Source organism: Paracoccus sp. SCSIO 75233 (assembly GCF_027912675.1).
In the GTDB taxonomy this organism is placed as follows: Bacteria; Pseudomonadota; Alphaproteobacteria; order Rhodobacterales; family Rhodobacteraceae; genus Paracoccus.
This window is the reverse complement of sequence record NZ_CP115757.1, coordinates 2,538,308-2,551,572: the sequence shown is the minus strand read 5'-3', so window position 1 is coordinate 2,551,572 and position 13,265 is coordinate 2,538,308. Positions and strand designations below refer to the sequence as shown.

General features: G+C 61.1%; 12 protein-coding genes. 5 read left to right on the top strand and 7 right to left on the bottom strand.

The features are described 5' to 3' along the window. Window positions 1-2 precede the first annotated feature (2 nt). The 3 genes from PAF12_RS12455 to PAF12_RS12445 all read left to right on the top strand — a co-directional run bounded on the left by PAF12_RS12455 (window position 3) and on the right by PAF12_RS12445 (window position 2,294). The gene (locus PAF12_RS12455; protein ID WP_271107272.1) at window positions 3-1,175 is read left to right on the top strand and encodes a DegT/DnrJ/EryC1/StrS aminotransferase family protein; all 1,173 of its coding nucleotides are present in this window, start codon (window positions 3-5) and stop codon (window positions 1,173-1,175) included. Window positions 1,176-1,235: 60 nt separating this feature from the next. Further along, window positions 1,236-1,820 (top strand): response regulator transcription factor, encoded by a 585-nt coding sequence (locus tag PAF12_RS12450; protein WP_271107271.1) that lies wholly within the window; start codon window positions 1,236-1,238, stop codon window positions 1,818-1,820. Between the two features lie 78 nt (window positions 1,821-1,898). Next, entirely contained in the window at window positions 1,899-2,294 is a 396-nt protein-coding gene (locus tag PAF12_RS12445) for a LuxR C-terminal-related transcriptional regulator (RefSeq protein ID WP_271107270.1), read from the top strand. Here PAF12_RS12445 and PAF12_RS12440 read toward each other — a convergent pair. Further along, window positions 2,267-3,325, bottom strand: a complete 1,059-nt coding sequence (locus PAF12_RS12440; protein ID WP_271107269.1) for a glycosyltransferase family 4 protein — start codon at window positions 3,323-3,325, stop codon at window positions 2,267-2,269. The two genes, PAF12_RS12445 and PAF12_RS12440, sit on opposite strands and share 28 nt — an antisense overlap. 280 nt (window positions 3,326-3,605) lie before the next feature. On the opposite strand from PAF12_RS12440, the gene PAF12_RS12435 reads away from it, so the two are divergent. Further along, on the top strand, window positions 3,606-4,862 hold the full coding sequence (locus PAF12_RS12435; protein WP_271107268.1) for an O-antigen ligase: 1,257 nt from the start codon (window positions 3,606-3,608) through the stop codon (window positions 4,860-4,862). Window positions 4,863-4,934: 72 nt separating this feature from the next. On the opposite strand, the gene PAF12_RS12430 is transcribed toward PAF12_RS12435, so the two are convergent. The 5 genes from PAF12_RS12430 to PAF12_RS12410 are packed head-to-tail and all read right to left on the bottom strand — an operon-like array spanning window position 4,935 to window position 10,528. Continuing rightward, window positions 4,935-5,894: an ABC transporter substrate-binding protein gene (locus tag PAF12_RS12430; RefSeq protein ID WP_271107267.1), complete on the bottom strand. Its 960-nt coding sequence runs from the start codon at window positions 5,892-5,894 to the stop codon at window positions 4,935-4,937. 23 nt (window positions 5,895-5,917) lie between these two features. Beyond that, window positions 5,918-6,883 carry an ABC transporter permease gene (locus tag PAF12_RS12425; RefSeq protein WP_271107266.1) on the bottom strand — a complete coding sequence of 322 codons (966 nt, stop codon included), beginning with the start codon at window positions 6,881-6,883 and terminating at the stop codon, window positions 5,918-5,920. Next, window positions 6,880-8,373, bottom strand: a complete 1,494-nt coding sequence (locus PAF12_RS12420; protein ID WP_271107265.1) for a sugar ABC transporter ATP-binding protein — start codon at window positions 8,371-8,373, stop codon at window positions 6,880-6,882. Before PAF12_RS12420 ends, PAF12_RS12425 begins: the two co-directional genes overlap by 4 nt. After that, window positions 8,370-9,467, bottom strand: coding sequence for a Gfo/Idh/MocA family protein (locus tag PAF12_RS12415; RefSeq protein WP_271107264.1), 1,098 nt, complete (start codon window positions 9,465-9,467; stop codon window positions 8,370-8,372). The genes PAF12_RS12420 and PAF12_RS12415 overlap by 4 nt, the downstream gene beginning before the upstream one ends. Window positions 9,468-9,469: 2 nt before the next feature. Beyond that, on the bottom strand, window positions 9,470-10,528 hold the full coding sequence (locus tag PAF12_RS12410; protein ID WP_271107263.1) for a sugar phosphate isomerase/epimerase: 1,059 nt from the start codon (window positions 10,526-10,528) through the stop codon (window positions 9,470-9,472). A gap of 121 nt (window positions 10,529-10,649) precedes the next feature. Between PAF12_RS12410 and PAF12_RS12405 the strand changes: the two genes are divergently transcribed. Further along, window positions 10,650-11,660 (top strand): LacI family DNA-binding transcriptional regulator, encoded by a 1,011-nt coding sequence (locus PAF12_RS12405; RefSeq protein WP_271107262.1) that lies wholly within the window; start codon window positions 10,650-10,652, stop codon window positions 11,658-11,660. On the opposite strand, the gene PAF12_RS12400 is transcribed toward PAF12_RS12405, so the two are convergent. Further along, window positions 11,657-13,162, bottom strand: coding sequence for a phospholipase D-like domain-containing protein (locus tag PAF12_RS12400; RefSeq protein WP_271107261.1), 1,506 nt, complete (start codon window positions 13,160-13,162; stop codon window positions 11,657-11,659). The genes PAF12_RS12405 and PAF12_RS12400 overlap by 4 nt on opposite strands. Between the last annotated feature and the right edge of the window lie 103 nt (window positions 13,163-13,265).

Here is a 13,265-nt window from a genome sequence, read left to right as displayed (position 1 = left end):
TCATGGAACGACGGCAGATCTGGCCGGTATTCGACGAGGATCAGGTCGCGGCGGTCAGCGATCTGCTGCGTTCCGGCAAGGTTAATGCGTGGACAGGTCCGGATGTGCGTGCCTTCGAATCCGAGTTCGCAGCCTACTGCGGCACCGAATTCGGCATCGCGATGGCGAACGGCTCTGTGACGCTCGATGCAGCACTGCGGGCGCTTGAGCTTAAACCGGGTGACGAGGTCATCGTCAGCCCGCGCAGTTTTGTGGCCTCCGCGAGTTGCGTCCTGCTGGCGGGCGGACGCCCGGTATTCGCCGATATCGACCCCGACAGTCAGAACATTACAGCTGAGACCATCGAAGCCGTTACAACGGATAGGACAAGGGGCATCATCCCGGTGCATCTTGCGGGATGGCCCTGCGATATGGACGGGATCATGGCATTTGCCCGGCAGCGTGATCTATGGGTTGTGGAGGATTGCGCACAAGCCCACGGCGCAAAGTTCGGGGACCGGGTGGTCGGTAGTTTCGGGGATGTGGGATCATATTCATTTTGTCAGGACAAGATCATGTCGACCGGGGGTGAGGGCGGCATGATCGTGACGAATGATGAGAAGCTCTATGATCGGATCTGGAGCTATAAAGATCACGGCAAGGATCGTGCGCTTGTCTTTGCGCCGAATCCGCAACCCGGTTTTCGCTGGCTGCACGCCAACCAACCCGGCACGAATTTACGCATGACCGGCATATCTGCCGCGATTGGCCGCATTCAGCTGAAGCGCCTTCCGGAATGGCGGGAGATAAGGGCCGCGAATGCGAAGCGATTGGCCGATGCCCTGAGCGTGTCGCCTGCGTTGCGCATTCCGATGCCGCCGTTCGACGTGACGCATGCTTGGTACAGGTTTTATGCCTTTGTCCGGCCCGACAGGCTCAAACCGGGATGGGATCGCGATCGTATTCTGGCTGCGGCGTCAGAGCGGGGCGTTACGCTGTTTTCCGGCAGCTGTTCGGAAATCTACCGAGAGAAGATTTTTGCCGCTCCCGAACATCATCCCGCGGCCCCGCTTCCGGTTGCGCAGGCGCTCGCTGAGACGAGCCTGGCATTTCTGGTCGACCCAACCTGGAGTGAGCGGGAACTGGATCGCGTTAACTCTATCGTCCTGAAAATCTTGTTGGACGCCAGCAAATAGTATAAATATGCCTTAAAAATACAGGTTTTGGCGACGAGGGGCATCCAAAGAAAGTGGTGCATGCTGAACCGGGAAGAACCGACGACACAACGCGTCATGTTGTGCACAGGGGATCAAACACTCTGCGCACATCTGGGCGGGGTTTTGCGCCGCAACCAATACGAGGTTTGCTTCGCGGCAGATTCCGAAAGCGCGCTTGAACAGCTTGAGGCTGATTTTCCAGATGCGATGCTTTGTGACCTGGCCTTGCCCGGGCAGGAGGGTATGGCGCTTCTGAACAGAATCCGCCGTGAACGTGATGATCTCTTTGCGATGCCGATCATCCTGCTTTCCGAATTTGGCGACAAAAGCGATATCGTCGCGGGCAAGATGGCGGGTGCCGACGATTATTTTGTGAAGCCTGTCGACGGCGATCTGCTGATCGCTTCGCTTGCGGCTCAGCTCCGGATGACGACGCGGGTGCGCCGGACCATCATCGGATCGGTCAGCATGGAGGCCGGCGGCCCTAGGCTTCGTGCGGCCTACGCTTTGTTCGACAGGCTATCGTTCGGTGTGATCTTCTTCGATACGCATGGCAATTCGATCTTCCATAATCGGGCCGCGCATTCGCTATCTCGGGGTAACACCAGCAAAATCCGAAGCTGAGTGATGCGTCACGCTGCCACTCTTGCCCGGAATGGCACACGAAAGCCGGTCCCGGGCCTCCCGATCCTGGAGTTCAGGATGATCCCGGCCAGTCGTACCGGGCAGCATCTGTTTGTCGCGACGATAGCGGTGACCCCGGAGGATAATCTGGAGCCGGTTTTTGCCGCGTTGATTTTCCCTTCGGCCCATGCCGGTCTGCTGGGTGCGGAATTGGTGGCGGACGCCATTGGACTAACGCCGGCCGAGGCCAAGCTTGCAGCGCTGCTTGCCGAAGGGCTGCGCCCGGATGAGATCGGTTCCGCAATGGGCATCGCTAAGCCGACGGTGAATTATCATCTGCGCAATATCTATCAGAAATGCGGATATTCTCGGCAGTCGGATCTGATTAATATGTTGCGGGCTGTTCATCTGGCTGAGCATGAGGACGTGCTGGACCCGCGAACGGCTCATGAAGGTGACGGCGAAATAAGCTGATCATAGACCTCGGATATTTTGCGGATATGTGTATCACGACCATATTTCTCCGTCAGGTCTGAACGTGCCGCTTCGACGATGCGATCATATAGGGCTGAATTTGTCAAAAGCTCGCGTACGGGCGTCACAAAGGCTGACGGTTGTTCGGCCGGCACAAGGAAACCGTTCACACCATCCGTAATCGCCTCCGGATTGCCGCCGTGATGGGTTGCTATGACGGGTGTCCCAAAATGCATCGACTCGATCAGCGTGCGCCCAAACGGTTCGCTCAAGGCCGTAACAATGCTCAGATCGACGCCCGCCATATAATCAGCGAGTGGCTGGCGGAAGCCCATCAGGTGAACGTGGTCGGAAATGCCAAGCGTGTCTGCCCGCGATCTGCAATCATCGGGAAGGCTGTGATCCGTATCGTCGGTTCCGCCGAAAAGCAGCCCGTGTACCTGCCGGTCGGGGAATGACCTTTGAACTTCCGCGACGACTTCCACGAAACGCACTGGCTTTTTGCGCTCGATAAGCACTCCGAACCAGCCGAGTAAAATCGCGTTTGCCGGGAGACCGAGTTCCGCGATGATTTTATCTCTGCAGGCAGATTTGTCCGGGATGTCGGCTTTGAAATCGAACGGGCTCCGCACGACAATAAACTTCCCGTCGACAGGCCGGATCGGTTTCGCGGGACGGGAAAACGCCGATACACTGACAATCTTGTCCGCCAGCAGCGGCGCGATCTTGTTGACACCGAATGCACGCGGGTCCTGCCGATGATGCCAGACATGCCTTCGTCCCGATAACCGCGTCGGAAGCGCCCAGTTCGTATGGATACGCCCCTCATTGGTGTGAACGATCTGCGGATCGATACGACGGATTTCGCGCATCATTTTGCGGATCGCCAAGGTCAGATAGGCTGAAACACCAACATCTCCTTCCCGCGACTTTTCCCGCGTCCGCATGAGCGGCAGGTCTTCGGCGACCTCGATCGACAGCCCCAGATCTCGCGCATAGTCACCGATCTCACCGGCCTGTTTGTGCAGCAATATCCGGCAGTCATATCTGTCCCGGTCAAGGCCCGAAATAAGACCGAGTGCTGAGACATGGCTGCCCCCGATCCCCGTATCGCCCGCGAAAGGGAACAGAATTTTAACCGGCTTCATTCCAGGATTCCCAGCTTGGTGATATGGATCGGTGTATTCGTCACATATATCAAAGGAAGGCTTCAGGCTGGGTTAACACGACTTGTGCGACCAGCAAAGAACTTGTCGGCGTCGCGATCAGGACGCATAATTTCGAGCGTGGTTTAAGGATCGGAACAGGCGAATGAGCCAGGCGGATATTCTGGCCGAAGAAATACCTGCCCTGCCCGCCGGGGCGGGTAAAATCACATGGCGCGCGGATCTGTTTCTCGCGGTTGTCACCGTGTTTCTGTCCCCGATCAATTATCTGCGCCCCGATTTCGTCTATGTGACGCTCAGCGACGTTTTTGCGGTCGCGACGCTGCTGGTGATGTTTGTTCAGGGGCGTTTACCGCTGCATCCGTTCGGGCGCGCGGCGACCTGCTGGTATCTGAGCGTCTTTCTGCTCGCCTTCGGGCTGCTGATTGGCTCTGCCTTCAATGGCGATATCGTGTCCGGGATCACGGTCACGGTTCAATATTGCTTCTCCCTTCTGATCATGCCCGCCCTTTTTCTGCGGCGTGAGCGTGCAGAGGTGATGCTGCTGCTGAAGATCTACGTTCTGTCTATGGTCGTGGTGATGATACACGGCGCATATGTCGTGGAGTTCACGCCGGATGATTTCCGCTTCGTGACCCCGAACGGTCGACTGGCATCCCTTGTCGAGCGGGAAAACGGTGCTGCCACGCTTACCGCTGTGGCCATCATGTTCAACTTCTGGCTGTTTCTGACGCGCGAGATCAGGTTCGTTCTGTTCCTAGCCTTCCTTGCGCCGCTGGGCTGGGGCCTCTTGCTCACCGGCTCGAATACCGGGTTCTTTCTCACCGGGCTTGGCTTTGTGTCGCTGGCGCTGTTCAGCCGGGATCTTCGCCTTATCGCGGGGGTCATCGTCGGCGGTGCCGGGTTTTTGATGATCCTCTATAATTGGGGCGAGTTCTTTCTGCCCGAGATATTCATGAAGCGGGTCTTTGGCGCGCTTGAATCCGGGGATCTTGGGCAGGCAGGCACATTCTCGGACCGGTTGTTTCTGATCCGCGAGGCGCTTGGGATAACCAAGCATACCCTGTTCCTCGGCCTTGGCGCGGACCAGTATCGGACGATCAGCGCGCATGAGGCACCGGTCCACAGCACTTATCTGCTTTTATTCGCGGAAGGCGGCTTCGTCAGCCTGCTTGGGCATTTCGGGCTGATGCTGTCGGGCATTCTGGTTGCCTGGCCGGTCTGGTTCTCGCGGGAAACCCGAATGTATGGCGCATTGACCTTCACCACGATCATCATGTTTGCGCTGGTGCAGAACGGGCTGCCGCATGTCTATGCGCGGTTCTGGGTCGTGCCTTGGTTCCTCGCGCTTGCCGCAAGCCTGTCGCCGGAGGCGGAAGCTGGTTCAGGCGACGTGAACTAGTCCCTGTCATCGGGGACCATGCTGGAAACCGGCAGGCCGATATCCAGCCTGCCGGAAATGCTTCACTGCCGATCAGAACGGGCTGTCGGGGAAGTAGTACTGCTCGGCGTTCTCCGGCGTGATAAGCTGGCTGCTGATGATATAACGACCAGTCATCGGCGCGTTTGACACGAAATTCAGCGCTGTCATCTCGATGGCGGAGGAGATCAGCGCCGGGGGATAGGTCACGTTCACCGGCAGTTGCGGGTCGCTTTCCATGATGCGGCTGACGATCTCTTTCATACCGGCCCCGCCGACCACGACCATTTCGTCCTCGCGGCCTGCCTGTGCGATGGCTTCCAGCACGCCGATGGCCATGTCGTCATCGGCGGCCCAGACCGCGTCGATCTCGGGGTACTTCGCCAGATAATCCTGCATCACGTTGAATGCGTCGTCGCGGTTCCAATTGCCGTGCTGCATGTCGAGTATCTCCTTGTCGGAGCCCTCAAGTGCGGCCTGAAACGCATCGACACGCTCGTTATCCAGCGTGGTCGGGATGCCGCGCAGCACGACGATCTTTGCGCCCGCATCCAGATTGTCGCGGAAATACTCACCTGCGACGCGACCAAATGCGGTATTGTCGCCCGCGACATACAGGTCCTCAATCCCGTCTTCCGCCAGCCCACGGTCAACGACGGTGACGAATTTGCCCTCTTCCTTGACCATCTTCACCGGATCGGTCAGCGGTTCGGACTCAAAGGGCAGCACGACGAGCGCGTCGATATTGCGCGTGGCCAGCATATCCTCGATATCCGACACCTGCTTGCCCGGATCGCCCGCCGTGGACAGCACGAAATCAAGGTTATCGTAAGTGGCCTCAAGCCGGTCAATCGTGTCCTGTGCGTGCCAGTTCAGCCCGCCCATGAACCCATGCGTGGCCGACGGGATCGACACCCCGATCACGGTCGTTTCATCCTGCGCCAACGCGCCCGACGCGATCAGGGACAGCGCGGCAGCGGCCATTGGCAGCTTCAGCAGATTGCGACGTTTCATTCCAAGTCCTCCCAGTTGGCCGCTTACTCTGCGGCGCGTTTTTCCCGCTGCAGCACGACAGCAAGAACGATGATGACGCCCTGAATCGCCCCGTTGAGATAGGGGCTGACCAGATCCGTCAGGTTAAGGATGTTGTCGATCATCGACAGGATCAGCACGCCCACGACTGTGCCCCAGACCCGGCCCCGCCCGCCTTTCAGCGCGGTGCCGCCGATGATGACGGCGGCAATCGCCTCCAGTTCCCACAGCACGCCGGTCGAGCCGGAGGCGGAACCGAGGCGCGGGACATAAAGGATCGTCGCCAGCCCGACGAGCGTGCCCAGCAGCACATAGGTCAGCAGCCGCACCCGCGCCACATCCACGGCGGAATAGCGTGCGACGCGGTCATTCGAGCCGATGGCCTCGACATGGCGGCCAAAACGGGTGTGGCGCATGACCCACTCGCCCAGAACGGCGACAATGGCGAAGGTGATGATCGGCCAGGTGATCCAGCCGATGCCGCCGTAATAGACCGGGCGGTAGATGCTGCGCAGTCCGGAATCGAGGCTCAGCGTGCCGCCATCGGCCAGCCAGGTCACGAGGCTGCGGAAAATCCCCATTGTGCCAAGCGTGACGATGAACGCCTCTATTCGGGCCTTGGTAATCAGCGCGCCGTTCACATATCCGGCCATCGCCCCCCCGGCGAGTGCGACGCCCATGCCCAGCAGGATCGTGCCCCAGTTCTCGCCCGTGACCCCGACAAGCGCATTCATCGCCATGATGGTGATCCCGGCAAGGAAAGCGGCCATCGACCCGACCGACAGGTCCAGCCCGCCCTGTGTGATCACAAAGGTCATGCCGACCGCGATCAGCCCGATAAAGGCAGACCGCGCCAGCACGTTGGACAGGTTGGCCGGTGCCAGAAAGGCAGGGTTCAGCAGCGCGCCGAGGATGAACAGCCCAATCAGCGCGATCAGCGGCCCGAGCAGATGCAGGTCGATACGTTTCAAGCGGGTTCCTCCTGCCGTTCCAGCCCCATGGCGAGGCGGACGATATTTTCCTCGGTGATGTCTGCGCCGCTGACCTCTCCGGCAATGCGGCCCTGTCGCATGACCAGCACGCGGTCGGAGAGGCCGATCACCTCGGGCAATTCCGAAGAGATCGCGATGACGCCTTTGCCACTGCGGGCCAGCTCGCGCATGAAGTTGTAGATCTGCTGCTTGGTGCCGATGTCGATGCCGCGCGTCGGTTCGTCGATGATGACTATTTCGGGGTCGGTCAGCATGGTCTTGGCGAGCAGCAGTTTTTGTTGATTGCCGCCGGACAGCGCGCCCGCCTCCATCTCGTCGGAGGCGGCGCGGATATCGAATTCCTTGCGGGCGCGGGCCATTTCATCTGCTTCGCGCTTGCGGTCGATGCGGAAGCCGAATTTGTCGAGTGCCGCCAGCGTCAGGTTTTGCGGCAGGGCCTTGGTCAGCAGCAGCCCGGCTTCCTTGCGATCCTCGGTCAGATAGGCGATGCGCGCGTCCATCGCGTCGCGCGGGCTGCGGATGCCGACCGGCTGGCCATGAACGCGGATCTCTCCGCTCGCGGGACGCAAGCCGACAATCGCCTCGGCCAACTCTGTCCGGCCCGCGCCGACCAGCCCGGCGATGCCCAGCACCTCCCCTTTGCGCAGCGTCAGCGAAACATCATGCACAAGTCCGCTGACGCTCAGCCCCTCGACCTCAAGCAACGGCTCGCCGGGTGTCGCGTCCTTCGCCGGGAAAATATCGGTCAATTCGCGACCGACCATTGCCGTCGCCATGCCGTCCTCGGTCATCTCGCCGCGCACAGCCTGCTGCACGACCGAGCCGTCGCGCAGCACGGTAATCCGGTCCGCCAGATGCGTGACCTCATCCAGTCGGTGCGAACAAAACATCAGCGCCACGCCCTCGCTGCGCAGGCGGTTCACCTGCTCATAAAGCGCGTCGACCTCCCGATGTGTCAGTGCGGCGGAGGGTTCGTCCATAATCAGGACGCGCGCCTTGCGGGACAGGGCCTTGGCGATCTCGACCATCTGGCGGTCGGGGACGGACAGATCGCGGATGCGGGCATCGGGGCTGATCGCGCTGTCCAGCCGCTTTAACAGCGCTGCGGTTTCATCACGCATTGCGGCATGGTCCAGCCGGACCCCCCGTGTCAGTTCGCGGCCCAGAAAAATATTCGCCGCGACTGTCAGGTCGGGAACGAGGTTGAATTCCTGATGGATCACCACCACGCCCTGTGCCTCGGCCTCCGGTCCGCTGCGATAGGGGGTGGGCTGGCCGTCCAGAAGCACCTGACCCGAGCTTGCCGAAAGATACCCGCCAAGGATCTTCATGATGGTCGATTTACCGGCGCCGTTTTCGCCGATCAGCGCATGAACCTCGCCCCCATGCAGCGCCAGATCGACGCCGTGCAGCACCTCGACCGGGCCGAAGCTTTTGGTGACGTTGTCGAGCGCAAGGATCGGCGTCATCGCGCGACCCTGACCCAGGCGCCGTCCCGGGATGACGATTCCTGCGCGGCGGCGATAAATGCCATGCCGGACATACCGTCACGGATGCCGGGGATGCGGTCCAGATGCGTCTCATCGCCCCGGATCACATCCGCAATATCTTTGTAGAGATTGGCGAAGGCCTCCAGATACCCCTCTGGGTGGCCGGGCGGGGTGCGATAGGATTGCGACCGGTCGCGGGCGCGCGTCAGCCGCTGCGACTGGCAATCCTTGCCGGTGAAGATCAACGCTTCGGCGTCCTGCAAGCGCCATTCAAGCGCCCCTTCGGTGCCGAACAGCCGCAATGACAGCCCGCCTTCCTGTCCGACCGCCACCTGCGAGACCCAGATGCCACCTTTCGCGCCGCTGTCGTAGCGCAGCGCGACGCGCACATCGTCATCGACGCGGCGGCCCTCCACCATGCTCGACAGATCGGTGGAGAGCTCAGCCGGGGTCTGACCCGTGACGAACTCCGCCAATTGCCACGCATGGGTGCCAATGTCGCCAATCGCGCCAGCGCCTGACTGTGCCGGGTCAGTGCGCCACGAGGCCTGCTTGTTCTGCACGTCTTCGCTCAGCCAGCCTTGCAGATATTCCGCCTGGATCAGCCGAAGCTTGCCCAAAGCGCCCTCGGCAACCATTGCCCGCGCCTCGCGCACCATCGGATGCGCGCAGTAATTATGGGTCAGAAAGAACCGCGCCTTGCTGCGCGCGACCGCGTCGGACAGTGCCTTCGCATCCTCCTGCGTTGCGGTCAGGGGCTTGTCGCAGATCACGCTGATCCCCGCCTCAAGAAACGCAATGGAGACCGGCGCGTGCAGATGGTTCGGCGTCACGACGGAAACCGCCTGGATACCGTCCGCCCGCGCGGCCTCCGCCTGCGCCATTTCGCGATAATCCGAATAGCTGCGCGCGATGCCCAGCCTGTCGGCGGAGGCTTTGGCGCGATCCGGGTCCGAAGACAATGCGCCTGCGACCAGATCATATTGCCCGTCCATCTGCGCGGCGATCCGGTGGATTGCGCCGATGAATGCCCCATCACCGCCGCCCACCATGCCGAGCCTGATCCGTTCCATTCCTAAACCTCCAGCCCGAGACTGCGGCGATTGGCGGCCTCGTCCGGGGCCTGCGCCGCGAAGTCATCGAAAGCATGGGGCGTGGTGCGGATGATATGGCGTTTCACGAACTCCGCCCCCTCCCTTGCCCCGTCTTCCGGGTGCTTGAGCGCGCATTCCCATTCGACGACCGCCCAGCCACCAAAGTCATATTGCGCCAGTTTCGAGAAGATTTGCGAAAAATCGACCTGACCGTCGCCGGGGCTGCGGAAGCGACCGGCGCGGTTCACCCAGCCCTGAAACCCCCCATACACGCCCTGCCGCCCGTTCGGACGGAACTCGGCATCCTTGACGTGGAACATGCGGATGCGGTCGTGGTAGATGTCGATATGTTCGACATAGTCCAACTGCTGAAGCAGGTAATGCGACGGATCGTAGAGCATATTTGCACGCGGGTGATGATCGACCCGGTCAAGGAACATCTCGAACGTTACCCCGTCATGCAAATCCTCGCCGGGGTGGATTTCGTAGCAGATATCGACGCCATTTTCCTCTGCAATGTCCAGCAATGGCCGCCATCGCTGCGCGAGCGCCTCGAATGCGGTTTCCACCAGCCCTGCCGCCCGCTGCGGCCAGGGGTACAGATACGGCCAGGCCAGGGCGCCGGAGAACGCCGCCATCGCATCCAGCCCCAGCAGCCTGCTGGCCTGAAGCGTTTTCGCGACCTGATCGACGGCCCATTCCTGCCGCGCCTTGGGGTTTCCGCGCAGCTTCTCGGGCGTGAAGGCGTCGAAAGCCGAATCGTAAGCGGGATGGACGGCGACAAGCTGTCCCTGAAGATGGGCGGAAAGTTCCGTCACCTCGACACCGTTCTGGCGTGCGATGCCGATAAACTCGTCACACCAATCTTGCGAACTCGCCGCTTTCTCCAGATCGAACAACCGGCTATCGCCGCTTGGCACCTGAACGCCCACATAGCCAAGTGAAGCCGCCCAGCGGGTGATGGAATCCCAGTCGTTGAACGGTGCCTCATCCCCGGCGAATTGCGCCAGAAACAGGGCTGGCCCCTTGATGGTCCGCATGACAACTCCTCCCCCTTGCAACCAAGAATGCACGTTATGAAATCGATTGCAATATTCTTCTTTGCGGATTGAAATCGATTTCAGGATGGTTCAGTCTTGCCGGACTCATTCGGGGTGTCCATTGGTCGATCAGTCCGCTTCCGCCGCAGTCCGGCTTTCCGATGTCGCGCGTCATGCAGGTGTGTCCGCGGCGACGGTCAGCCGTGTTCTGTCGCGCCCTGAAATGGTGTCCAAGGCGACACGGGATCTGGTGATGGAGGCCGTGGCGGCGACCGGTTATCGCATCAACCACGCCGCCAGAAACCTGAGAATGCAGCGCACCGGGGCCATCGTTGCGCTGGTGCCCAATCTGAGCAATCCGTTCTTTGCAAGGATACTGGCAGGTATGGGACAGGCGCTGGCCGAGGCCGGATATGATCTGCTGGTTGGCGACACGCTTGCCGACGGAGATCGCCGGGGTGTGCTGCGGCGGTTTCTGGACCCCTCGCGTGCGGATGGCATCATTCTGCTGGATGGGCAGGTCACGCAAACGGATCTTTCCACGCTGCCCGGCGCGCCACCGCTCGTGATGGCCTGTGAGTGGATCGAAGGCGCATCGCTGCCGCGCGTTGTTCTGGATAACCAGCAAGGCACCGCGATGGCTGCGCGGCATCTGAGGGAACTCGGCCATAGCCGGATCGGATGCATTGGCGGGCCGGAGGTGAATGTGCTGCATACCGCGCGGCTTGAAGGGCTACAGCAGGAACTCGGCGCGCCTCCCCATTGCTACCCGGGGGATTTCACCCCGCAGGGAGGGGTTCTGGCCGCGACCGCATGGTTGGCCGCCGATCCCATGCAGCGACCGACCGGCATCGTGGCGTTCAGCGATGAATCGGCTGCGGGGTTCATGGGCGAGTTGCAGCGTCACGGCGTCAGGATACCTGACGAGGTGTCGGTGGTTGGCTTCGATGGCATCGACTGGGTCGCGCATCTTCCTGTGCCGCTGACCACCATCCGCCAGCCGAAGATCGACCTTGGCAGCACCGCTGCGCGGGTTCTGCTGGATCATATGCGAGGCGAAGCACCGTTATCGACCATCTTGGCACCGGAACTGCTGATCCGCGCGTCCAGCGGGCCGGTCCCGACGCATTAGCGCCCCCGCCTGCGCGACAGAAGATACGCCCCGGCAGCCAGCGCAGCCGCCCCCAGCATGATGTGGCGCGAGGTGATGCCAAGCCGTGCCTGCGCGCTGCGGCGATAGCGCGGGTCGAAAAACTGCGTGTCCGCAAGGAAGCTGCCCAACAGCGATTCCCGTTTGCGCGGCCGGATCGGGCTCAGCCTTCGGCCCCGGTCGCTATTCAGGGTTTCGATGGCGGAAATCATACCGCCGCGTTCGATTTCCCGGGCGACCTCGCCGATTTCACAGTCCAGATGCTCCGCCAGCAGCCCGTTGCGGATGTCGCGAATGCGTTGCCGGTCGCCATCGTTCGCCGCAAGAAACGCGACGTCGCATTCCGTGTCGAACCCCATCGAGCGGCGGTCGATATTGCTTGATCCGACGCGCAAGAAGCAATCGTCGATAATCGACACCTTGGCGTGAACGTAAATATCCTCATCCCCCTCATTGACCGGGTGCATGATCCGAAAACGCCCATGACGATCGATGCGGCGCAACTCACGGATGAAGCGGCTGCGCGTGACATGCATCGCCTCATCCTCGACAACGCCTTGCGCCGCCTTGGGATTGATGATGACGATTTCGGGCCCGTCCGGCTCCTCCAGCCGCCGGCGGATGGCAGCCATAATCACGTCAGAGCAGCAATACTGCGACTCCAGATAGATGAAGCGCTTCGCCGTCCTGATACTGTCGAGATACAGCCTCTCGACCTCATTCACGGACGGGCTGTCGTGCTCCGGGGGTTGGGTCCGGGCGATGGCGATGTCGATGCCGGTGAAGTCGGGGGATATGCTGTCCGGCCAGCGTTCCCGCCCGGGTCGGAATGCGGGCGCGATTTCATTGTCCTGCGCACGTTGCCAGCGCGCGCGGCACAAATGTCCCAGGGCTGCCGCTGCCGGGCCTGACATCATGGTCGCGACATCGTGCCAGGGCTGGGCAACCTTCCCATTCTCATCCGCCCGCAGCGGATTCTGTGGCGGATGCCCCCGCTCGTCCCAGCGGCCATGTGTGACATCGATCCCGCCGCAGAAGGCAAGCGAGTCATCGACAACGACGATTTTCTGATGGTGACAGGCCCCGACCGGATGCCGCCCGTCGAAGCCCAGATGAACCTGCTCCGGCGACAGCAGCTTGATCTGCGCGGTCGGAATGATGCCGCCCGGTGCAATAAGCGCGCCGCCGCTCCATTTCAAAAGATAGATTTCCAGTTCGCGCCGATGTTCTGCAAGCGCATCGAGGAAAGGCCCCATCTGGTTTGGAAAACTGTCCGGCGCATTGCCGTTCTGATCGCTTTCGCCCGGGAGCATTTCGATTTCGAAGGCAAAGTCCCAGCCGACCAGTGTGATCACATCCTCCGCCAGCAGCAGCGCCTCGCGCAGCGCACGGAAGTAATCTGCACCATCGACAATAACCGCAAAACGCTCGGCAAGTTCGACCCGCCAGCAATTCCGTCCGGGCGTGAAGGTGAATCCATCCATTTGCTGCCTTCCGGTGCCGCTGCAACTGTGCAGGTCCAACAATGCCGCAGGGCTTTGGGTTCCGGTGCATGGCTGAACTGTGAGCCGTGCCGCAGGCAAGCTG

Excerpts from the sequence above, each read along its gene's own strand:
- PAF12_RS12445 (WP_271107270.1), top strand. The coding sequence starts at position 1,899 with ATGATCCCGGCCAGTCGTACCGGGCAGCATCTGTTTGTCGCGACGATA.
- PAF12_RS12450 (WP_271107271.1), top strand. The coding sequence starts at position 1,236 with ATGCTGAACCGGGAAGAACCGACGACACAACGCGTCATGTTGTGCACA.
- PAF12_RS12410 (WP_271107263.1), bottom strand. The coding sequence starts at position 10,528 with ATGCGGACCATCAAGGGGCCAGCCCTGTTTCTGGCGCAATTCGCCGGG.
- PAF12_RS12430 (WP_271107267.1), bottom strand. The coding sequence starts at position 5,894 with ATGAAACGTCGCAATCTGCTGAAGCTGCCAATGGCCGCTGCCGCGCTG.
- PAF12_RS12400 (WP_271107261.1), bottom strand. The coding sequence starts at position 13,162 with ATGGATGGATTCACCTTCACGCCCGGACGGAATTGCTGGCGGGTCGAA.
- PAF12_RS12435 (WP_271107268.1), top strand. The coding sequence starts at position 3,606 with ATGAGCCAGGCGGATATTCTGGCCGAAGAAATACCTGCCCTGCCCGCC.
- PAF12_RS12415 (WP_271107264.1), bottom strand. The coding sequence starts at position 9,467 with ATGGAACGGATCAGGCTCGGCATGGTGGGCGGCGGTGATGGGGCATTC.
- PAF12_RS12420 (WP_271107265.1), bottom strand. The coding sequence starts at position 8,373 with ATGACGCCGATCCTTGCGCTCGACAACGTCACCAAAAGCTTCGGCCCG.
- PAF12_RS12455 (WP_271107272.1), top strand. The coding sequence starts at position 3 with ATGGAACGACGGCAGATCTGGCCGGTATTCGACGAGGATCAGGTCGCG.